Origin of the sequence: Pseudomonas sp. MWU16-30322 (genome assembly GCF_020515535.1) — a bacterium.
Lineage (GTDB): Bacteria > Pseudomonadota > Gammaproteobacteria > Pseudomonadales > Pseudomonadaceae > Aquipseudomonas > Aquipseudomonas fluorescens_H.
This window is the reverse complement of record NZ_JAIWYL010000011.1, coordinates 59,790-80,669: the sequence shown is the minus strand read 5'-3', so window position 1 is coordinate 80,669 and position 20,880 is coordinate 59,790. Positions and strand designations below refer to the sequence as shown.

Genomic DNA, 20,880 nt, shown 5'->3' with positions numbered 1-20,880 from the left:
TCGATCCAAATCCGATAGGCTTGCAACACAAGATGAAGGCTATTGCGGGCTTTTTCAAGCCCGCTGGTGGTCGGACCTGCCGACCAACCTTATTTTGAGCTGCTTATTTTACGCAGGACGCTGGCTGATGACTTCGTCGATCAGGCCGTATTCCTTCGCAGCTTCTGCACTCATGAAGTTGTCGCGATTGGTGTCGCGCTCGATTTCTTCAAGGGTACGACCGCTGTGCTTGGCCATCAGCGTGTTCAGACGCTCGCGAATGAAGAGGATTTCCTTGGCATGAATTTCGATATCCGAAGCCTGACCCTGGAAACCGCCCAGTGGCTGGTGAATCATCACACGCGAGTTCGGCAGGCAGAAACGCTTGCCAGGAGCACCGGCCGTCAGCAGGAATGCACCCATGCTGCACGCCTGACCAATGCAGGTCGTCGATACGTTTGGCTTGATGAACTGCATGGTGTCGTAGATCGACATGCCCGCTGTCACCGAACCGCCCGGGGAGTTGATATAGAGATGGATGTCCTTGTCCGGGTTTTCCGCTTCAAGGAACAGCAATTGCGCACAGATCAGGTTGGCCATGTAGTCCTCTACAGGACCCACCAGAAAGATTACACGCTCCTTCAGAAGGCGCGAGTAGATGTCATAGGCGCGCTCGCCACGAGCAGATTGCTCGACAACCATCGGGACCAGGCCGCCGGCGGCCTGGATATCAGAGTTCTGCTGAATATACGAATTACGGAACATGCTCTGCAGTCACTCCCAAATAGTTATGTCTTGAATACGCATAAGCCAGCTCGAAGGCTGGCTTATGTGTGTACTTCTTAACGCAAAAACAATCAGTCGGCTTTTGGAGCTTCTACCGGCTTGACCGCTTCTTCGTAAGAGACCGATTTGTCGGTCACGCTAGCTTTCTGCAGAACAGTATCCACAACTTGTTCTTCCAGCACAACCGAACGGACTTCGTTCAGTTGCTGCTCGTTCTTGTAGTACCAGGACACAACCTGCTCAGGTTCCTGGTAAGCAGAAGCCATTTCCTGGATCATTTCGCGAACGCGGGCTTCGTCAGGCTTCAGGTCGAATTGCTTGACCACTTCAGCCACGATCAGACCCAGCACTACGCGGCGCTTGGCTTGCTCTTCGAACAGCTCGGCCGGCAGTTGGTCAGGCTTGATGTTGCCACCGAACTGCTGAACAGCCTGCACGCGCAGACGGTCAACTTCGTTGGACAGCAGAGCCTTAGGCACTTCGATCGGGTTGGTGGCCAGCAGACCGTCCATAACCTGATTTTTTACCTTGGACTTGATAGCCTGACGCAGCTCACGCTCCATGTTCTTGCGAACTTCGGTGCGGAAGCCTTCCAGACCGGTTTCCTTGATGCCGAATTGAGCGAAGAACTCTTCGTTCAGCTCTGGCAGCTTTGGCTCGGAAACGGTGTTTACAGTCACGGTGAACTCGGCGGTTTTGCCAGCCAGGTCCAGGTTCTGATAGTCCTCTGGGAAGGTCAGGTTCAGAACGCGCTCTTCGCCCGCTTTAGCGCCAACCAGGCCTTCTTCGAAGCCCGGGATCATGCGACCGGAACCCAGCACCAGCTGAGTACCTTTGGCCGAGCCGCCAGCGAATGCTTCGCCGTCAACCTTGCCAACGAAATCGATGTTCAGCTGGTCTTCGTTCTGAGCGGCACGATCGGCCACTTCGAAACGGGTGTTCTGCTTGCGCAGGATGTCCAGCATTTTGTCCAGATCAGCGTCAGCCACTTCAGCGCTCAGGCGCTCGACAGTGATGCCGTCGAAACCGGCAACGGTGAACTCAGGGAACACTTCGAATACGGCTACGTATTCCAGGTCCTTGCCAGCTTCCAGCGACTTAGGCTCGATCGAAGGCGAACCGGCAGGGTTCAGCTTCTGCTCAACCACAGCTTCGTAGAAGGAGGACTGGATGACATCACCAACAGCTTCCTGACGAGCGTCAGCACCGAAACGGCGCTTGATTTCGCTCATTGGCACTTTGCCTGGACGGAAGCCAGCAATCTTGGCCTTTTGGGCAGTCTGCTGCAGACGCTTGTTGACCTGGCTCTCAATGCGCTCAGCCGGCACGGTGACGCTCATGCGGCGCTCAAGAGCAGTAGTATTTTCAACAGAAACTTGCATGGATATTCCTCGTTGCACAGACGTTAGCCGGCCGTTTCCGACCCCAGAATCAAGGGCATGCATTCTAGTGGGTCAAACTCAAGAAGTCACCCTACTGAAAACGGGTAAAAAAACAGCAGGCCATTTATAGGTGTGAATGCATCAATGCACTCCACCCCGAAGATGAATAAAGACCATCACGCCAGGGCTCTGCTTCAACCGCTTCTATATATAGAAGAGACCGCGAGCCATCTCCCTGACGGCCGATCCAGCGAACATGGCCGGTGGTCGGCACGCTGGCCGCAAGCCCATGAACACGACGAAACGCCTTGCCCTTCGAGCCGAAACCCAGCGCAACAAACCACAAGCCGTAAAACAAAAAAGGCGCCAGACTGTTAAATCTGGCGCCTTTCGAAATATGGGGTGGACGATGGGGATCGAACCCACGACAACGGGAGTCACAATCCCGTGCTCTACCAACTGAGCTACGCCCACCATATTGCGTCACAAAAAAGCCATTCAACTTCTTTGCTGAACTTCATCAGGCCTGCGGCATGAATGAAGCTTTAATTGGTGCGGATGAAGAGACTCGAACTCTTACGCCTCGCGGCGCTGGAACCTAAATCCAGTGTGTCTACCAATTCCACCACATCCGCAGATGAAGCTTTTTAAAGCAAAGGCGCCAGACTGTTACATCTGGCGCCTTTCGAAATATGGGGTGGACGATGGGGATCGAACCCACGACAACGGGAGTCACAATCCCGTGCTCTACCAACTGAGCTACGCCCACCATATCGCGTTACTTGTGCCAAAGCTGCCTAATGGCGCACCCGGCAGGACTCGAACCTGCGACCATCCGCTTAGAAGGCGGATGCTCTATCCAGCTGAGCTACGGGCGCCTTGTTAATCTGTACCCTTGGAGGACTACAAACTAAGTGCTTTCCAGCTTCACAGAATCGTAATTCCGCTCGACCTTCTTAACCAGTGCTAGGCTGTGCCCGACAAGTGCGACGAATAGTATAGAGCGACCTTTAGGTCGTCAAATCTTTTTTGAAAAAAATTCATTTAATTAAAGGAGTTAGGGGAATTTGCTGACCAAGCGCCTTTGCCCTCACCGCCTGACATGCGAGAATGCGCTCTCTTTTTTTCCCCTCTCGATGGTTAATCACGCGCAATGACTGCACAACTAATCGACGGCAAATCGATCGCCGCCAGCCTGCGCCAGCAGATCGCCCAACGAGTTGCCGAGCGTCGCCAGCAAGGCCTGCGCACTCCCGGCCTCGCGGTGATCCTGGTCGGCAGCGATCCTGCCTCTCAGGTTTATGTCTCGCACAAGCGTAAAGACTGTGAAGAGGTCGGCTTCCTCTCTCAAGCCTACGACCTGCCTTCCGAAACCACTCAAGAAGCGCTGACCGATCTGATCGATCGCCTCAACGACGACCCGGCCATCGACGGCGTATTGCTGCAATTGCCGCTGCCGGAGCACCTGGATGCCTCCAAACTGCTGGAGCGCATCCGCCCGGACAAAGACGTCGATGGTTTCCATCCTTATAACGTCGGCCGCCTGGCCCAACGCATTCCGCTGCTGCGCCCGTGCACTCCGAAAGGCATCATGACCTTGCTGGAAAGCACCGGCGTTGACCTTTATGGTCTGGATGCGGTGGTGGTTGGCGCGTCCAACATCGTCGGTCGCCCGATGGCGATGGAACTGCTGCTGGCCGGTTGCACCGTGACCGTCACGCACCGCTTCACCAAGGATCTGGCCGGCCACGTTGGTCGTGCCGATCTGGTAGTGGTGGCCGCCGGCAAGCCAGGTCTGGTCAAGGGCGAGTGGATCAAGGAGGGCGCGATCGTGATCGACGTCGGCATCAACCGTCAGGACGACGGCAAGCTGGTCGGTGACGTGGTGTACGAAACCGCCCTGCCCCGCGCCGGCTGGATTACTCCGGTACCGGGCGGCGTTGGCCCGATGACCCGCGCCTGCCTGCTGGAAAATACCCTCTACGCGGCAGAAACCCTGCACGCCTGAGTCGTTTTTTCGCAAAACAGGAACCCCGCCGCGTGCGGGGTTTTTTGTTCCTGAGAAAAAACTCTAACCGTTCGACGGAAACCCCTCTTTTCACAGGCCTTTTCACGAGATTTTCAGGTCATTCAAACAACCATCGACAGTTCTTCAGCCATACTCCTAAAATGCGCCGTTTCTAAGAAATAACCCGTTACAAAATAACGGAATATCCAACCTTTATGAGTTCGCCCGCGTGAAAATTCGTCTTTCGATCCTGAGCCTGTTTTTCGCTTTTTCAGGCACATTCGTCACGCCAACCGTCAACGCCGCTGAAACCACCGCCGCGCCGCGCGACGCTTCGCAACTGAAGATCGCCTCCGGCAGCGCCCTGCTTATGGATTTGCAGACCAATAAAGTCATCTATTCGAGCAACCCGGATGTGATCGTGCCGATCGCTTCGGTGAGCAAGTTGATGACTGGCCTGGTAGTGGTCGAGGCGCACCAGAACATGGACGAATGGATCGACGTCGACATCAGCCACACGCCGGAAATGAAAGGCGTGTTCTCCCGAGTCAAACTCAAGAGCGAACTGCCGCGTCGCGAGATGTTGCTGATTGCCCTGATGTCCTCGGAAAACCGCGCAGCCGCCAGCCTCGCCCATCATTATCCGGGTGGCTATGCCGCGTTCATCGCGGCAATGAATGCCAAGGCCAAAGCGCTGGGTATGACCAACACTCACTATGTCGAGCCGACCGGTTTGTCGGAACGCAACGTTTCCACCGCCCGCGACCTGAGCAAACTGTTGGTGGCCGCGAGCAAGCATCCGATCCTCAGCGAGTTGACCACCACCAAGGAAAAAACCGTGTCGTTCCGCAAACCCAATTACACCCTGGGTTTTCGCAACACCGACCATCTGGTGAACAAGGCCGACTGGGACATCAAGATCACTAAAACCGGCTTCACCAACCCGGCGGGCCATTGCCTGGTGCTGGTGACGCGGATGAGCAACCGTCCGGTCGCTCTGGTGATTCTCGATGCGTTCGGCAAGTACACCCACTTCGCCGACGCCAGCCGTATCCGCAGCTGGATGGAAACCGGCAGGAGTACCAACGTGCCGGCGGTGGCGCAACAATACAAGGCGGAGAAAAACCTCAAGGGTCGCCAGAGCGGCGTGGTCGAAGCCTCCAAGTAAAACGACGCACTCAACTGTGGCGAGGGAGCTTGCTCCCACTGGGGCGCGTAGCGGACCTTCTTTTTTAACAAGAAAAGGCCTGCTGCGCAGTCCAGCGGGAGCAAGCTCCCTCGCCACAGAGGTATTCAGCCAGCTGTTGAATACCCGTTATTCAATCATTGGGTAACGGCATTTTGTCGTCGTCCGGAATGCCGTCACCAGCGCTCGGATCTGGCGTCATCACATTAGGCCGCGCCAGCGGATCACGCAGCGGGCTGTCAGGGTCCAGCACGGGGTCCAGCTCTTCCTCGGGCGTGGTCGGCACACTGTCCGGATGTTTATCGTCGAAACTGGAATCGGTACTCATACGCACCTCACTTCAAGGTTTCAGATCGGCTAACGGGTCATAGGGTTTGGCCGGGCGCTTGCTGTCATCGCCGGACTTCACGTCCTTCGGCGCCTTGGCGGGGCCAACCGGATCGACCTGCGGATCGTCGAGGTCCGGCGAATCCGGGTCGAAGCCCAGCTCGTGACCAGAGGAATGCTCGCTCGAGTGCGGGCCTTTGGGGGATGGGGAATCTGCCATGCTCGCCTCCTGAATCACCCGCCAATTCGGGCTCTATCATTAAGAGGCGTGCCGGGCGTGAGGGTGCCCGGCAGATGACGAACGGAAGTTTAATGTGCTGCCAGCGCCTTTTTCGCTTGCGCAGCTTCACGCTCCTGCCCTGCCTGCGCCAGCTCGTCCGCAGCCCTGAGCCAGCGTTGACGGTCGACATCGGCGGGAATCTGCGACGGTTTCTGGATCAGCACCGCCCAGCCGCCCGACTTCTCGAACGCCGACTCAAAGGAACTGAAACTCATCAATTCGCGATGGTTCATGCCGGCGCGCAACAATACTTTCTGCTTGCGTCGGTCGTAACCGGAGAGGATTGCGTAACGCGGTTCAGCCCAGAAGGCCGAACCCTCGCTGAATCGCACCATCACCGGATAGCCGGCCGCGACCTGGGTCAGCAAGGCTGGCAGGTTGCTGTCCAGCGGGTACACGACCATCCCGTATTCACGCGCGAGGCTCTGCAGGTTCTGTTGCAACTTGTCTTCGGCGCCCGGCAGATGCAGCGGCTTTTCCAGCAAACCCGGGGTGATCACGATGCCCTGCTGCGACAACAGGCTCGCCAACACCTGCGGCCCGCTCTGATTAGCCTCGCCGCGATAAAACGTACCACTGAGCTCTACCCGCTCCGGCAAGCGCTTGACCTGCGGTGCCACACTGCCCGCACACCCTGCCAACACCGCCGCGCATCCGGCTACCAGCAATGCCGCACGAATTCGAGAAAATACCTGGCCCATCATCGCTCTCTGTTCAGACGCCGGTCATCTTGTTCCGGCAAAGCCCCGATCATAGGTCGACACAGGTCAGCGGTATAGCCTTAAACGGCAGATGCAGTGCTTACATAGAGCAAAGTGATTGGTCACCACCGACCTTTGGTCAATAGCTTGAAACACGCCAATGACTAGACTGTCAGTGAAAAAGACTGAAATGAAAAAAGTGGGTGCCCGATGCAGGGCAAAGAGGAGGCACTGATGAGCCTGACCATGACTATCGTAATGCTGATTGCCGGCTGGCTGGCTGTGGCCACCGCCATGTTGTGGGGCGTGCTGCGCATCGCCCGGCGCCACCATCATCCGCTGCCGCCTGTGGCGGTCGAGAAACCGCAAAAGCACAACGCACGCCACGCGACCGCGCACTGAAAGCCGAAAACCTTCCCCCATAAAAAAGCCCCCTGAACTCAAAGGTTCAGGGGGCTTTTGACTGGTCAGCGATTACGCCTGCTCAGCCAGTTTCCTCTGCTTCGCCCGGCGCGACATCATGTTCAGCACTTCAATCGCTGCCGAGAACGCCATCGCCGCATACACATAACCTTTCGGTACGTGGGCGCCGAAGCCTTCGGCAATCAGCGTCATGCCGATCATGATCAGGAAGCCCAGCGCCAGCATCACCACCGTCGGGTTGTCGTTGATGAACTTGGCCAGCGGCTCAGCCGCAAACAGCATCACCATCACCGACACCACCACCGCGATTACCATGATCGGCAGGTGTTCAGTCATGCCCACCGCGGTAATGATGCTGTCGATCGAGAACACCATGTCCAGCATCAGGATCTGACCGATCGCGGCAGCGAAGCCCAGGGTCACGGTCGATGTCGCGGTTTTCGGGTCTTCCGGCGCCGGGTCCATGCTGTGATGGATCTCGGTTGTGGCTTTCCACACCAGGAACAGACCACCGGCAATCAGGATCATGTCCTTCCAGGAGAACGCCTGACCCATGATTTCGAGCACAGGGGCGGTCAACTGCACAATGAAGGCGATGGTGCTCAACAGGGCCAGACGCAGGATCAGCGCCATGCCGATACCGATTCGACGCGCCTTCTGCCGATGCTGCACGGGCAATTTGTTGGTCAGGATCGAAATAAAGATCAGGTTATCGATGCCGAGCACGATCTCCATCACCACCAGTGTGGCCAAAGCAACCCAGGCGGCGGGGCTGGCGGCGAGTTCTAACAGATATTCCATGGGTCAGTCCTGACTCTTCGTATGACGGTTTAGATGTTCTTGGAGGACGATTCGGATTTTTCCGCATCTTTTTCCGGTGCTTCTTTGTTCTCGATCAGGCCGCCGGTGGCGTCACTGAGCGCCTGTTCAGCAGCCTTGTGCGTATCGTCGATTGCCTGTTTGGCGCTTTCGGCAGCCTTGCCCATCAATTGCTGAGCGCTTTTCTCGGCCTGATCGCAACCGGCCATAAGTAGTAAAGACGTAAACATCAATGCAGGGATTGTGTATTTCATGAGGCTTTCCTTCGAATGAACAGACAGGGTCACAGACCGCCCGTCGATGGCTGGGCATTCTAGGGAGACAAACACTTCAGGAAAATTCGTATTTTTAGCGGCTATACTTCGTCTTTAACGAACTATGACAATTAGTGTAGGAGCTGCCGCAGGCTGCGATCTTTGATTTTTTCAAGCAAGATCAAAAGATCGCAGCCTGCGGCAGCTTCTACAAAGGGGGACGCGGCGGATGCTGAATTACCGACAACTGCATTACTTCTGGGTGGTCGCCAAGACCGGCAGCATCGTGCGTGCCTGCGAGCAACTCAACCTGACGCCGCAAACCATCAGCGGGCAGATTTCGCTGCTCGAACAAACCTACGGCATTGAACTGTTTCAACGGGTCGGCCGGCAGCTTGAGCTGACTGAGGCCGGACGTCAGGCCTTGCCCTACGCCGAGCAGATGTTCCAGTTGGGCGGCGAGCTGGAATTGATGCTGCGCGCCCAGCCCAATGAACAGCAGATCCTGTTTCGCGTCGGCGTGGCGGATGTGGTGCCCAAATCCATCGTCTATCGCCTGATCGCACCGACCATGGAGCTGAACGAGCCGTTGCGCATCACCTGCCGCGAGGACAAACTCGAGCGCCTGCTGGCGGATCTGGCGATCCAGCGTCTGGACCTGGTTATTTCCGACAGCCCGATGCCGTCGCACCTCGACATCAAGGGCTACAGCCAGAAGCTTGGCGAATGCGGGATCAGTTTCTTCGCCACCGCAGAACTTGCGGCGCAATACGGGGAGGATTTTCCGCGCAACCTCAACGGCGCACCGCTGTTGATTCCCGGGGCGGAAACCGTGGTGCGCAGCCGTTTGCAGCGCTGGTTCGCCGAGCAGCAGATCCAGCCGCGAATCGTCGGGGAGTTCGATGACAGCGCCCTGATGCAGGCCTTCGGCCAATCGGGCAGCGGGATTTTCATCGGTCCGAGCGTGATTGCCGATGAAGTCAGACGCCAGTACGGCGTCGAAGTGATTGGCCAGACCGACGCGGTGACCGAGTCGTTCTATGCCATTTCGGTGGAGCGCAAGGTCAAGCACCCCGGCATCGTTGCGATTACCGAAGGTGCCCGACGCGAGCTGTTTACGGCGTTATGAAGCCTGCGCGCACTCTTCGCGCGGCTTGAGCGTCATCAATACCATGGCGAGGAACACCGACAACAGAATGAAGCCGGCAGCGGCGAACCCCAGAAAGCCGAGGCCGGCACTGTCGATCACCCGACCGCCGATCATCGCGCCCAGGCCGATCCCGAGATTGGCCCCGGCGATATTCAACGAAGCGGCAAACGCCGGTGCCTGCGGCGCGGCTTTCATCAGACGCACATGGCTGACCAGGAACAGCGCAGCCTGAGTGATGCCCCAGATGCCCATGGCCACCGCCAGTCCCACCGTCGAGTGAATGTTCGGCACCAGCGACACCATGCCGGCAATCATGAACGCGCAGAACAGCACCGAAGCGCCCAGCGGATGACGATCCACCGCGCGGCCGCCCAGCGAGTTGCCGATCAGCCCAACCGCACCGAAGCCCATCAGGCACCAGCCAACCACCGTGCCGTTGAACCCGGCCAGCCGTTCAAGAATGTCGGCCAGATAGGTGTAGGCCGTGAACATGCCGCTGAACACCAGAATCGACAACACAACATGGCCGATCATCAGCGGGTTGCGCAGGATCTTGAACTGCGAGGCGAAGCTGACCTGATGCTGGTGCAGGCTGGTTTTCGGCAGGTACACAAACAGCAACAAAGCCTTGGCGAAAGCGATGACCGCCAGAATCGCGAACGCGCTGCGCCAGCCGAATGCATCGGAAATCAACGTGCCCACCGGAATGCCGAACACCGTCGCGCAAACGATGCCAAAGCCGATCTTGGCAATCGCACGGCCAGCGTAATCCGGACCGACGATGTCCACCGCCGTCTCACTGGCCAAGGCCCAGAATACCGGCAGCCCCAGCGCCGGAATCAACCGGGCGATGGCCATGACCCAGATGTTCGGCGCCAGCGCCGCCACCGTGTTGGCCAGGCCGAACATGATCAGAATGGTGATGAACAGCTTGCGCCGCTCGAAGCGGGCGAAATACGCGGTCAAGAATGGACCGAACATCGCCACGGTGAAAGCGAATAAAGTCACCAGCAGACCGGCCTGCGGAATGGTCACCGCCAGGTCTCGGGCGATTGCCGGCAACAGGCCGACGATGACGAATTCCGTGGTCAGCACCGTGAATCCGGCGGCGGACAACAGAAGAATGGGCAACAGCATGAGCAACTCCAGCAAAACGACGACACCAGCGATGACCGAGAGGCCCGCTGGCAGACTATGAAAATGAGGATGGCGAATCTTAACAGAGTGTTTCCGGGCTGACTTGCACAAACCTGCCGACTTGCCGATCAATCCGGTGGCAGATCGTCACAGGCCTGAAGGATAACGCCTGCCCTGTGATAAAGTCCGCGCCCCGAAAAACGTACACCCTGATCAACGACCAGTTTAATGGCGTTGATGTCGCGTCAGCCCTTTCGTTTCGTGCCGGTGACCTGCCCCCGATGTATCACCGGTTTCACGCAACCCTGAACCGTATAAAAACAGAGATGCCGTTATGACTGCTTCATCCCCTTCTCTCCTGCAACGCCTGAAAAACCTCAGCCTGGTCACACAGATCCTGATCGGCCTGCTTGCCGGTATCGCCTTGGCGCTGTTCGCTCCGGAAGCGGCGAAAGGTTCGGCGTTCATCGGCAAAGTGTTTGTCTCGGCGCTGAAAGCCGTGGCGCCGATTCTGGTGTTCGTGCTGGTGATGGCGTCGATTGCCAATCACAAGCATGGTCAGGAAACCCACATTCGACCGATCCTGTTCCTGTACCTGCTCGGCACCTTCGCCGCAGCCGTAGTCGCGGTTGTCGCCAGCATGGCATTCCCCTCGCATCTGGTGCTGTCCACCGACAACGTGTCAGTCACCGCGCCAGGCGGCATCGCCGAGGTGCTGCAAAGTCTGCTTTTGAGCGTGGTCGACAATCCGGTCAGCGCCCTGATGAATGCCAACTTCATCGGCATTCTGGCCTGGGCGATCGGCATGGGCGTTGCCATTCGCCACGCCGGTGACACCACCCGCGAAGTGCTCGGCGATCTGTCCAACGGCGTGACGCTGATCGTGCGCGTGGTGATTCGTTTCGCGCCGCTGGGCATTTTCGGTCTGGTGGCCTCGACCCTTGCCACCTCTGGCTTCGGCGCGCTGATCGGTTATGCGCACCTGCTGGCCGTGTTGCTGGGCTGCATGCTGTTCGTGGCGCTGGTGATGAACCCGCTGATCGTATTCTGGAAACTGCGTCGCAACCCGTACCCGCTGACCCTCAAGTGCCTGCGCGAAAGCGGGATCACCGCCTTCTTCACCCGCAGCTCGGCGGCGAATATTCCGGTCAACCTGGAACTGAGCAAGCGTCTGGGCCTGCATGAAGACACCTACTCGGTATCGATCCCGCTGGGCGCGACAATCAACATGGCCGGCGCGGCGATCACCATTACCGTGCTGACCCTGGCGGCGGTGCACACGCTGGGCATTGCTGTGGACATCCCGACCGCGATCCTGCTTAGCGTCGTCGCGGCGATCTGTGCCTGTGGCGCCTCGGGTGTGGCCGGCGGTTCGCTGCTGCTGATTCCGCTGGCGTGCAGCCTGTTCGGCATTCCGAGCGAGATTGCCATGCAGGTGGTGGCGGTCGGTTTCATCATTGGCGTGCTGCAGGACTCGGCGGAGACTGCGCTGAATTCGTCCACCGATGTGCTGTTCACCGCTGCTGCTTGCCTGGGTGAAGAAGCGAAAGCCCAACGCACCGCATAACCCCTGTAGGAGTGAGCCTGCTCGCGATAGCGGTGTGTCAGTCACATCGTCTCGGTATGACACACCGCTATCGCGAGCAGGCTCACTCCTACAAAAAACAAAAGCCCGCCAAGGCGCAAACCTTGGCGGGCTTTTTTGTAGCTGGGTGTTTTAGTACGCGCCCATGAAATCGCGTTTACCCACTTCAACACCGTTGTGACGCAGCAGCGCGTAGGTGGTGGTGACGTGGAAGAAGAACTGCGGCAAACCGTAGCTCAGCAGGTAAGCCTGGCCGCTGAAGCGCTTCTCTTTCGGAGTGCCCGGACGGGTCACGATTTCGATACCTTCCTTGCCGTTGATCTGCTCCGGCTTGATCTCGCCGATGTAAGCCAGGACCTTGGCGATCAGCGCCTGAAGCTCGGCGAAGGTGGTTTCGGTGTCGTCATATTTCGGGATTTCGACTTCAGCCAGACGCGAGGAAACACCCTTGGCGAAGTCGACGGCGATCTGCACCTGACGCACCAGCGGGAACATGTCCGGGTACAGGCGTGCTTGCAGGAAGGCGTTCGGGTCGATGTTTTTCTCGGTGGCGTGGGCTTCTGCCTTTTTCAGGACATCGCTCAGGGCGTTGAGCATTTGTTGAAAAACCGGGACGGATGCGGCGTACAGGGAAATGGTCATGGCAGTCTCGTATGATGGCTGGGTGGAACGTGGAGGCGATTATAGCCATGCTTGATGACCACACGGCTTGCCTTTTGTTAGCCAAGGATTAGGCTAGGCGCCTTCGACTGCAGAGGGAACGCGCGATGACCACCGAACTTGAAACCACCACCGACGAACCACGGCTCAACGCCACGGAAATCCGCATTCTGGGTTCGTTGATCGAAAAACAGGCCACCAGCCCGGAAACCTACCCGCTGACCCTCAATGCACTGGTGCTGGCCTGCAATCAGAAAACCAGCCGCGAGCCGGTGATGAGCCTGACTCAAGGCCAGGTTGGCCAGAGCCTGCGGGCGCTGGAAAGCCACGGTTACGCCAAACTGGTCATGGGCAGTCGCGCCGATCGCTGGGAGCACAAGCTCGACAAGGCACTGGAGCTGGTGCCGGCCCAAGTGATTCTCACCGGTTTGATGTTCCTGCGTGGCCCGCAAACGGTAAATGAGCTGCTGACCCGCAGCGGCCGCATGCATGACTTCGAAGATGCCGAGCAGGTGGTGCATCAGCTTGAACGCCTGATCGCGCGCGGGCTGGCGGTGTTGATTCCGCGTCAGGCCGGTCAGCGTGAAGACCGCTACACCCATGCGCTGGGCGATCCGGCGGATATCGAGGCGATATTGGCGGCGCGGCAGAATCCCGGGGAACGTTCTAGCGGCGGTGTTTCGGTTGAGCGCATCGAAGAACTGGAAGCGCGGATTGCAGCGCTGGAAGAACGTCTGGCGCGCCTCGAATAATCACCACAATACCTTGTAGGAGTGAGCCTGCTCGCGATTGCGCTGGTTCATTCAGAATTTCATTGCCTGACAGACCGCCATCGCGAGCAGGCTCACTCCTACATGAGATCTACGGGTTATTCCCCTTCCCAGTAATCCACCCCGTCCGCCTGCCGCGCCACGGCAACAAAGCCTGACGTATTGCCCTCGGCATCAACCTTGAAATCGTCCATCACCGCGTATTTGTTGGAGTCCGGGTACTCACAGATATCCGGTTGCTGCTGGGTGCTGACCGCGAGGTAACGCAGCTCCGCGTCGCTGGTATTGATGATCTGATGCGCGGTTTCCGGGCCGCCCGGCGGGCAGGCAATCACGTCGCCTGCGCGGATCGGAAAGCGCTCGGCCCCCAGTCGCACCTCGCCCTCCCCGGCTACCACGTAGAACATCTCTTCGTTGACCCGATGGCTGTGAAACGGACTGCCGCGCATGCCCGGCGGCAGGGCATAGAGCCGATAACCGAGCTTCTGTGCGCCGAGATGCTGGCCAATGCGGGCCATGCGTTGTTGATAGCGGCCAGCGGTTTCGCCTTCCGGGGCCAGGGCTTCGGGCAGGGGTTCGAGTTCGACCTGGTGCAGGTTGAGGATGGGCGGATGCATGGTGGCGCCTCGATCAGGTTTTTGTGAGGGGCAAGTCTTGGCTTGCTGAGGCCGCAGTATAGGCAACCCGACTCACAACCGAGTCGCAGTCTTCGCGAGCAAGCCCGCTCCCACATTGAAATGCATTCCTCTGTGGGAGCGGGCTTGCTCGCGAAGGGGCCCGCTGGCTCAGCGCAAAACTCAATGATCAGCTGCGAGCAAACGCCACCGCCGCCGCAAACTGTTCCTCACTCGGCCGCACGCCCGTGTACAGCACAAACTGCTCCAGCGCCTGGATCGCAATGACCTCAAGCCCGGTGATGACCTTTTTACCCTCGGCCCGACCCCGCACGATGAGCGGTGTCTCCGATGGAATCGCCACCACATCGAACACGGTCTCGGCAGCCTGGATCACTTCAGGCTCGAACGCCAGTTGCCCGGCCTCCGGCCCGCCGTCCATGCCCACCGGGGTGACGTTGATCAGCATCTGCGGCCGCTCTTCGCCCAGCTCCGCCTGCCAGCGATAGCCCAGCGAATCCGCCAACGCCCGTCCGGCACGCTCATTGCGCGCAACGATCAACCCATTCCTGTAACCACCATCGCGCAAGGCACTGGCCACCGCTTTGGCCATGCCGCCGCTGCCGCGCAGGGCGAACGTCGAATCCTTCGGCACCGCGTGGGTTTCCAGCAATTGCGCGATGGCGATGTAGTCGGTGTTGTAGGCCTTGAGGTGGCCGTTGGTGTTGACGATGGTGTTGATCGACTGGATCGCCGCCGCCGACGCATCCAGTTCATCGACCAGCGCAATGCACGCCTCCTTGAACGGCATCGACACACCGCAACCGCGAATCCCCAGCGCACGAATCCCGCCAACGGCCCCCGGCAGATCCTGACTGCTGAACGCCTTGTAATAGAAGTTCAGGCCCAACTGCTCATACAAATGGTTATGAAACCGCAGACCGAAGTTCCCGGGGCGCCCGGACAGGGACATGCACAGCTGGGTGTCTTTGTTGGGATTCATCTGCATGAAACTTCTCCTGAAAACCGACTTTCGGATGGACGGAGTTAGCCATTCCATCGTGTTGTGAACGATCATAAGCACCTGTCTGCAACGGGCTGCGAGCCCCTTTGACCGACCGGTAAAGAAGCCGGTACAGACCTTACACAAAATTTACCCAGCGGCTGTGCTGATTTTCAGAATTTCGCTGTCATAGAAGTATCCCCGCGACAACTTTGGGCCTGGTGCAGGCCCGGACGCCGGGTCGAAGAACCGAGGAATTATCATGATTCGTAAACTCCCCATCGTGGCCTTGTTGATTGGTGCATTCGCTATCACAGGTCAGGCAGAAGCCCACGGCGGTGGCTGGCAGGGTCCGGCAGTGTTTGGTGCGATCGTCGGCTCGGCCATCATCGGCTCCGCCTTGATCAACCAGGACCGGCCGGTCTACGTGCAACAGCCTGTTTACGCTCAACCGGCACCGGTTTATGTGCAACAGCCTCCGCCACCGGTCTACTACCAGCCGGCGCCGGTCTATGTGCAACAACCGGTCTACGTGCCTGGCCCGGTCTACTACGGCCCACCACGCGGCTACTACGGCCGGCCACACGGCTACTACGGTGGCCCGCGCTGGTAATCGCAACCAACAAGCCTCGCTTTATAGCGGGGCTTTTTTATGACCGTCGGTCGGGCAGAGTCTGAAAAAATCTCGCCAAGGTCGCTGTGAGGACAGTCCCGGCAGCTAAAGTCGGCATGATGGACTTGACCGTCGGGGGCAAAACACAAAACGGTCATCCATTTGTCATGACGGAACCGCAATCTGAATCCGTCCGTAAACAACAGGTTGATAAAAACAAGGACGACCCATGCCTACTCAAAATCCGCACCGCATCGTCGGCCTGTGCACTTCAAGCAAGGTGTACAGCGCGCTGACTGAACTGAAACACCTGGAAGGCCACCGCTGCGCCAAGTTTCTTTCGCTGCTGGCGGAGAATCTCGTGCACAAGGGCCTGCTCAATGAGCGCGAAGTGGTGCACATGCTCGACCAGGTTGTCGATTGAAACAGCCCTCACTGTTATCAATGACCACTATCGAAAGCGTTGATTGTCCCTGAGCGCAGCGAATCCCTAAGGTAGCTCCACAGATTGATGGAGGTACTTGTCATGGCTCAGGTTCAAATCATGTCGGTAGTTGGCAGCGCTGTTCCCGCATCGCTCAGAGCGTCGGGATTGCTCGCCTGCTGGTATCTGGTGCGCGATGGCGAGCCGATCAGCGGCCCGCTCACTTCACTGCCCGCGGCGCAGGCCCTGTCGCAGAAAATCGTCAGCACACCGTTCCACGCCTAAGGCAGCTGGATTTTCGGCTTGGTCTCAATGAACAGCGCCCAGCTCGACATGAACAGCGCCGCGATCAGCGGCCCGATCACGAAACCGTTGAGGCCGAACACTGCGAGGCCGCCGAGGGTCGAGATCAGGATCATGTAATCCGGCATGCGCGTGTCCTTGCCGACCAGGATCGGGCGCAGCACGTTGTCCACCAGACCGATTACAAATACCCCGAACAACCCCAGCACCACACCCTGCCAGATCATCCCGCTGAGCAGGAAGTACACCGCCACCGGCGCCCAGACAATCCCCGCGCCCACCGCCGGCAACAGCGACAGAAACGCCATCATCACCGCCCACAGCAATGCGCTGGGGATGCCGAGAAACCAGAAAATCGCCCCGCCCAATGCGCCCTGAGTGATGGCCACCACCAGATTGCCCTTCACCGTCGCGCGCACCACACGATTGAATTTCAACTGCAAACGACGTTTCTGGTGTTCCTCCAGCGGCACCGCGGTGCGCACTTTGCGCGCCAGTTCGGCACCGTCACGCAAAAAGAAAAACAGCAGGTACAACATGATGCCGAAGCTGACCACGAACTCGAATGTGCCTTGACCGAAACTGAACGCCTGACTCGCCAGCACCTGACTGCCCTGCATCGATGCCTTGACGATTTTCTCGCGCAGACCATTGAGTTCGCCCATGCCAAAGCGATCGAGCAGATGCTGGAAGTACGGCGGCAGGCTGTGTTTGAACTGCGCAATATAGGCGCCGATGTCCAGTTGGCCACTTTCGATGTTGGTGTACAGCGTCGCGCCTTCCTGGACCAACAACACACTGAGGATGATCACCGGCAAAATCGCGATCACCAGACAAATGCCCAGGGTGCATAGAGAAGTCAGATTGCGTTGCCAGCCGAACTTCTGCTGCAACCGGCGCTGCATCGGCGCAAACAGGATGCCGAGGATCACCGCCCAGAACACCGCGCCGTAGAACGGCAGCAGAATCCAGATGAAAGCGACCGTCACCAATACCAGCAGTACCGTGAGGGATTTGAATTGAAGGCTTTTTTCGTTCATGTCCGATCCATGTCAGTCAGGCGTCGTGCACGCCCCGATCCTTAGTCCGCCGGGACGCGCACGAGTGCCATCTTTATTCATGGAGCATAGTTGCCGATCACGGCCAGCATTCAGCGCACCGGCAGCTTGACGATCTGCTCGGTGGTCATGACGTCACCGAAGGTGTCTTCCACTTCCGCCAGCGCAGCCTGGTGCAGGTAATCCTTGTCGATGGACGAGCCATTGACGCGGGTAATCGCACGGGTGGCCGAGGCGTCGGAGGCGACGATCACGTTGTAACCCAGCGGCGCAGCATCCCGCGCGGCGCCGGCGACGCAGGCATGAGTCATCAGGCCGGAAATGATCAGCGTATTGATGCCGGCCTTCTTCAGGCGCTCGTCAAGATCGGTGCTGGCGAACACACTGACGGTGGTCTTTTGCAGAACCACGTCTTGCGGGCGTGGCTGCATGTCCTTGTGAAATTTAACGGTCTCGCCATCAATGGCAAATACCGGCGAGCCAGCCGGCGCGACGTGCTGCACGTGATACACCGGGATCTTGTGGCTGTCGGCGAAGCTGATCAGCTCACGGGTTTTCGCCAGAGCGGCGGCACCGTCCGGGATCGGCATCCGGCCGCTGAAATATTCATTCTGGAAATCGATCACCACCAGCGCAGATTTGCCGGCCGGCAAATGATCGGCCGGTGTGGCGCCGGACATCGCACGAATGGTCGGGTGGCTGTCAGCCATGGCACCGGTGCTGGCCAAGACACCGGAAAACGCACAAGCGGTGAGAAAGCGACGAGTAAAGTTCTGCATGGGAGAGTCCTGCTTCGGTTGATTTGATGAGCGAATGTTAAGCAGCCACCGTCGCACCGAACACAGTGAAACCGACACATGATTTGTGCAGGATCTACACAAATGAGCTGCACAGATCAGCCTCGCTGACTCAAACGTAGATCCAGATCAATAAACCGCACTTGCCACTGCACTACCCTGCCGCGCTTTTGCGACCGATGCCGCCATGAAGCCAGAACTCCCCCTCGCCGCCCCGGAACTGCTCGCCCCTGCCGGCACCCTGAAGAACATGCGCTACGCCTTCGCTTACGGTGCCGATGCGGTTTACGCCGGGCAGCCGCGCTACAGCCTGCGAGTGCGCAACAACGAATTCGACCACGCCAACCTCGCCCTCGGCATTCGCGAAGCGCAGGCCCAGGGCAAGCGCTTCTATGTTGTGGTCAACATCGCCCCGCATAACGCCAAACTGAAGACTTTCCTCAAAGATCTGGCACCGGTGATCGAGATGGCACCGGACGCCCTGATCATGTCCGATCCGGGATTGATCATGCTGGTGCGCCGGCACTTTCCGCAGATGCCGATCCACCTCTCGGTGCAGGCCAACACGGTGAACTGGGCGAGTGTCGAGTTCTGGCAGCAACAGGGGCTGAGCCGGATCATCCTGTCGCGGGAGCTGTCGCTGGAAGAAATCGGCGAAATCCGCGGACAGGTGCCAGCCATGGAACTGGAGGTGTTCGTCCACGGCGCGCTGTGCATGGCTTACTCCGGGCGCTGTTTGTTGTCGGGCTACATGAACAAGCGCGACGCCAATCAGGGCACCTGCACCAACGCCTGCCGCTGGAAGTATTCGGCGCAGGAGGCCACCGAAAATCAGCTCGGCGAGATCGTGCAGACCTTCCAGCCCGAGCCGACCCTCGGTATCGGCGCGCCGACCGATCAGGTGTTCCTACTGCAGGAAGCCAATCGGCCCGATGAGTTGATGCCGGCTTTTGAGGACGAGCACGGCACTTACATCATGAACGCCAAAGATCTGCGCGCCGTGCAGCACGTCGAACGCCTGACGCGCATGGGCGTGCATTCGCTGAAGATCGAGGGCCGGACCAAATCGCACTTCTATTGCGCGCGCACCACTCAGGTCTATCGCCGGGCAATCGACGACGCGATGGCCGGGCGCGAGTTTGATCGCAGCCTGATGACCGATCTGGAATCACTGGCCCAGCGCGGCTACACCGAAGGTTTCCTGCGCCGCCATGTGCATGACGAATACCAGAATTATCAGAACGGCAGCTCGGTGTCGGAGCGTCAGCAGTTCGTTGGCGAACTCACCGGCGAGCGCCGCGACCGGTTGGCCGAGGTCAAGGTGAAGAACCGTTTTGCCCTCGGCGATCATCTGGAACTGATGACGCCCAAGGGCAACTTCCATTTCGATCTGCACCAGTTGCAGAGTGCCAAGGGCGAAGCCATTGAAGTCGCCCCCGGCGACGGGCACACGGTTTACCTGCCAATTCCGGACGCGGTGGATTTGCGCTTTGGCCTGCTGATGCGCGACCTGACTGCTCAATCGAACTGAAATACGTGGATAAACGGTGGCGAGCGAGCTTGCTCGCGCCGGGTGGCGAAACGACCCCAAGATTTCGCAATCATCGCTTTTTTTGAGAGTGCTGCGCACTCTTGCGGGAGCAAGCTCCCTCGCCACAGTGAAGCACTGTAGTCAGAGGAATTCCTCGCGCAACATCGCCACGAACGCCTCACGCGCCGGGTGTACCCCGGCGTTTTCGTGCCAGTAAAACAGGTTGTCGATCGCCGTCAGCTCAGGAAACTCATAGCCCACGCATCCAGCGCCTTTGGCGTATTGCTCGAACACGCCTTTAGGCACCAATGCCACGCCGGCGCCAGCACTCACGCAACCGACAATCGCCCCGTAACTCGCCAGGCTGACAATCGGCAGCGCCTGCCCCTGACGCAACAACCAGTGCTCCAGCGCCGCCCGATACGGGCAACCCTGCGGCCACATGAACACGGTTTTATCCTGCAAGTCGTGGATGTCGCGCACCGGGCCGAACGACGTCGAAGCAATCAGCAGCAGCTCCTCGCGGTACATCGGCGTGCGTTTGAGTTGCGCGCGCTCGACGTCCACCGCGACGATGGCGCCGTCCAGGCGATGGCTGACGGTGTCGTCGAGCAATTGGCCCCAGGTGCCAGTTGTCAACTCCAGCGCCACCTGCGGATAGCGCTGGTGAAACTTGGCCAACAGCCGCGGCAAACGCCCGGTGGCCGAGGACTCGATCGCGCCGATACGCAGCGGGCCGGACGGTTCGGCGGCGGGATCCACCGCGCGCTTGGCTTCGGCGGTCAGCGCCAGAATCCGCTCGGCATACGCAAGAAACGTCTGCCCCGCCGGGCTGATCCGCAGCCCGCGCCCCTCGCGCAGAAACAGCGCCACACCGAGTTCCACTTCCAGCGCCTTGATCCGCGCCGTGATATTCGACGGCACACAAAACAGCTTTTCAGCGGCCCGGGCAATGCTGCCCTCGTCGGCCACGGTCTTGAACATGCGGATCTGCGCCAGCTCCATACTCATCACTCAAAGTGAACATTCAGCGCAGTATAAGTCAGTTGTGGAGACTTGTTGGCCGCCCGGATACTCGACGCATCAACCC

The 20,880-nt window shown here is 58.8% G+C and carries 24 protein-coding genes and 4 tRNA genes; 10 read left to right on the top strand and 18 right to left on the bottom strand.

Annotated elements, in window-relative coordinates:
• Nucleotides 1-108: 108 nt before the first annotated feature.
• The 6 genes from clpP to LCH64_RS22305 all read right to left on the bottom strand — a co-directional run bounded on the left by clpP (nt 109) and on the right by LCH64_RS22305 (nt 3,025).
• Complete coding sequence (clpP, locus tag LCH64_RS22330) at nt 109-744, bottom strand: ATP-dependent Clp endopeptidase proteolytic subunit ClpP (protein ID WP_003223631.1); 636 nt, start codon at nt 742-744, stop codon at nt 109-111.
• 92 nt (nt 745-836) lie between these two features.
• Entirely contained in the window at nt 837-2,147 is a 1,311-nt protein-coding gene (gene tig, locus LCH64_RS22325; protein WP_003223629.1) for a trigger factor, read from the bottom strand.
• Between the two features lie 398 nt (nt 2,148-2,545).
• Nucleotides 2,546-2,621, bottom strand: a tRNA-His gene (locus LCH64_RS22320).
• 76 nt (nt 2,622-2,697) lie between these two features.
• Nucleotides 2,698-2,782, bottom strand: a tRNA-Leu gene (locus tag LCH64_RS22315).
• Nucleotides 2,783-2,840: 58 nt separating this feature from the next.
• A tRNA-His gene (locus tag LCH64_RS22310) sits at nt 2,841-2,916 on the bottom strand.
• Nucleotides 2,917-2,948: 32 nt separating this feature from the next.
• Nucleotides 2,949-3,025 (bottom strand) — tRNA-Arg (locus LCH64_RS22305).
• A gap of 275 nt (nt 3,026-3,300) precedes the next feature.
• On the opposite strand from LCH64_RS22305, the gene folD reads away from it, so the two are divergent.
• Entirely contained in the window at nt 3,301-4,155 is an 855-nt protein-coding gene (gene folD / locus LCH64_RS22300) for a bifunctional methylenetetrahydrofolate dehydrogenase/methenyltetrahydrofolate cyclohydrolase FolD (protein WP_003223627.1), read from the top strand.
• A 229-nt stretch (nt 4,156-4,384) separates the two neighbouring features.
• Entirely contained in the window at nt 4,385-5,323 is a 939-nt protein-coding gene (pbpG, locus tag LCH64_RS22295; RefSeq protein WP_003223625.1) for a D-alanyl-D-alanine endopeptidase, read from the top strand.
• 151 nt (nt 5,324-5,474) lie between these two features.
• On the opposite strand, the gene LCH64_RS22290 is transcribed toward pbpG, so the two are convergent.
• From LCH64_RS22290 to LCH64_RS22280, 3 genes are all read right to left on the bottom strand, one after another.
• Entirely contained in the window at nt 5,475-5,669 is a 195-nt protein-coding gene (locus LCH64_RS22290) for a hypothetical protein (RefSeq protein ID WP_003223623.1), read from the bottom strand.
• A gap of 12 nt (nt 5,670-5,681) precedes the next feature.
• Nucleotides 5,682-5,888 (bottom strand): DUF6021 family protein, encoded by a 207-nt coding sequence (locus tag LCH64_RS22285; protein WP_226501272.1) that lies wholly within the window; start codon nt 5,886-5,888, stop codon nt 5,682-5,684.
• A gap of 89 nt (nt 5,889-5,977) precedes the next feature.
• A complete protein-coding gene (locus LCH64_RS22280) occupies nt 5,978-6,649 on the bottom strand; it encodes a peptidase C39 family protein (protein ID WP_226501271.1) in 672 nt (223 codons plus the stop codon).
• Between the two features lie 210 nt (nt 6,650-6,859).
• Between LCH64_RS22280 and LCH64_RS22275 the strand changes: the two genes are divergently transcribed.
• Nucleotides 6,860-7,051 carry a hypothetical protein gene (locus tag LCH64_RS22275; RefSeq protein ID WP_045122375.1) on the top strand — a complete coding sequence of 64 codons (192 nt, stop codon included), beginning with the start codon at nt 6,860-6,862 and terminating at the stop codon, nt 7,049-7,051.
• A gap of 72 nt (nt 7,052-7,123) precedes the next feature.
• Here LCH64_RS22275 and LCH64_RS22270 read toward each other — a convergent pair whose 3' ends face one another.
• Entirely contained in the window at nt 7,124-7,873 is a 750-nt protein-coding gene (locus LCH64_RS22270) for a TerC family protein (RefSeq protein ID WP_103484112.1), read from the bottom strand.
• A 29-nt stretch (nt 7,874-7,902) separates the two neighbouring features.
• Nucleotides 7,903-8,145 carry a hypothetical protein gene (locus LCH64_RS22265; protein ID WP_003223614.1) on the bottom strand — a complete coding sequence of 81 codons (243 nt, stop codon included), beginning with the start codon at nt 8,143-8,145 and terminating at the stop codon, nt 7,903-7,905.
• Nucleotides 8,146-8,374: 229 nt separating this feature from the next.
• Here LCH64_RS22265 and nhaR point away from each other — a divergent pair, with 229 nt between their 5' ends.
• Nucleotides 8,375-9,274, top strand: coding sequence for a transcriptional activator NhaR (gene nhaR / locus LCH64_RS22260; protein ID WP_045122374.1), 900 nt, complete (start codon nt 8,375-8,377; stop codon nt 9,272-9,274).
• On the opposite strand, the gene LCH64_RS22255 is transcribed toward nhaR, so the two are convergent.
• On the bottom strand, nt 9,269-10,432 hold the full coding sequence (locus LCH64_RS22255; protein ID WP_003223612.1) for an MFS transporter: 1,164 nt from the start codon (nt 10,430-10,432) through the stop codon (nt 9,269-9,271). The two genes, nhaR and LCH64_RS22255, sit on opposite strands and share 6 nt — an antisense overlap.
• A 334-nt stretch (nt 10,433-10,766) precedes the next feature.
• Between LCH64_RS22255 and sstT the strand changes: the two genes are divergently transcribed.
• Entirely contained in the window at nt 10,767-11,999 is a 1,233-nt protein-coding gene (gene sstT / locus LCH64_RS22250; RefSeq protein WP_226501270.1) for a serine/threonine transporter SstT, read from the top strand.
• A 150-nt stretch (nt 12,000-12,149) separates the two neighbouring features.
• On the opposite strand, the gene LCH64_RS22245 is transcribed toward sstT, so the two are convergent.
• On the bottom strand, nt 12,150-12,659 hold the full coding sequence (locus LCH64_RS22245) for a DUF1993 domain-containing protein (RefSeq protein ID WP_025108902.1): 510 nt from the start codon (nt 12,657-12,659) through the stop codon (nt 12,150-12,152).
• Nucleotides 12,660-12,784: 125 nt separating this feature from the next.
• Here LCH64_RS22245 and LCH64_RS22240 point away from each other — a divergent pair, with 125 nt between their 5' ends.
• The gene (locus LCH64_RS22240; protein WP_226501269.1) at nt 12,785-13,429 is read left to right on the top strand and encodes a DUF480 domain-containing protein; all 645 of its coding nucleotides are present in this window, start codon (nt 12,785-12,787) and stop codon (nt 13,427-13,429) included.
• Between the two features lie 116 nt (nt 13,430-13,545).
• Here LCH64_RS22240 and LCH64_RS22235 read toward each other — a convergent pair whose 3' ends face one another.
• Together LCH64_RS22235 and LCH64_RS22230 are read right to left on the bottom strand one after the other, a co-directional pair.
• A complete protein-coding gene (locus tag LCH64_RS22235) occupies nt 13,546-14,064 on the bottom strand; it encodes a cupin domain-containing protein (protein ID WP_226501268.1) in 519 nt (172 codons plus the stop codon).
• A 187-nt stretch (nt 14,065-14,251) separates the two neighbouring features.
• A complete protein-coding gene (locus LCH64_RS22230) occupies nt 14,252-15,070 on the bottom strand; it encodes a shikimate 5-dehydrogenase (RefSeq protein ID WP_003223606.1) in 819 nt (272 codons plus the stop codon).
• 256 nt (nt 15,071-15,326) lie between these two features.
• Here LCH64_RS22230 and LCH64_RS22225 point away from each other — a divergent pair, with 256 nt between their 5' ends.
• From LCH64_RS22225 to LCH64_RS22215, 3 genes are all read left to right on the top strand, one after another.
• A complete protein-coding gene (locus LCH64_RS22225) occupies nt 15,327-15,677 on the top strand; it encodes a hypothetical protein (protein ID WP_007965394.1) in 351 nt (116 codons plus the stop codon).
• 229 nt (nt 15,678-15,906) lie between these two features.
• Complete coding sequence (locus tag LCH64_RS22220; protein WP_025108897.1) at nt 15,907-16,101, top strand: hypothetical protein; 195 nt, start codon at nt 15,907-15,909, stop codon at nt 16,099-16,101.
• Nucleotides 16,102-16,203: 102 nt separating this feature from the next.
• Nucleotides 16,204-16,386: a hypothetical protein gene (locus LCH64_RS22215; protein ID WP_003223603.1), complete on the top strand. Its 183-nt coding sequence runs from the start codon at nt 16,204-16,206 to the stop codon at nt 16,384-16,386.
• Here LCH64_RS22215 and LCH64_RS22210 read toward each other — a convergent pair.
• Both LCH64_RS22210 and LCH64_RS22205 read right to left on the bottom strand, forming a co-directional pair.
• Nucleotides 16,383-17,444, bottom strand: a complete 1,062-nt coding sequence (locus LCH64_RS22210) for an AI-2E family transporter (RefSeq protein ID WP_003223602.1) — start codon at nt 17,442-17,444, stop codon at nt 16,383-16,385. The genes LCH64_RS22215 and LCH64_RS22210 overlap by 4 nt on opposite strands.
• 110 nt (nt 17,445-17,554) lie before the next feature.
• Complete coding sequence (locus LCH64_RS22205; protein ID WP_226501338.1) at nt 17,555-18,172, bottom strand: isochorismatase family protein; 618 nt, start codon at nt 18,170-18,172, stop codon at nt 17,555-17,557.
• Nucleotides 18,173-18,446: 274 nt separating this feature from the next.
• Between LCH64_RS22205 and yegQ the strand changes: the two genes are divergently transcribed.
• Entirely contained in the window at nt 18,447-19,790 is a 1,344-nt protein-coding gene (yegQ, locus tag LCH64_RS22200) for a tRNA 5-hydroxyuridine modification protein YegQ (protein ID WP_226501267.1), read from the top strand.
• Nucleotides 19,791-19,931: 141 nt separating this feature from the next.
• On the opposite strand, the gene LCH64_RS22195 is transcribed toward yegQ, so the two are convergent.
• Nucleotides 19,932-20,795 carry a LysR substrate-binding domain-containing protein gene (locus LCH64_RS22195; RefSeq protein ID WP_226501337.1) on the bottom strand — a complete coding sequence of 288 codons (864 nt, stop codon included), beginning with the start codon at nt 20,793-20,795 and terminating at the stop codon, nt 19,932-19,934.
• Nucleotides 20,796-20,880 lie beyond the last annotated feature (85 nt).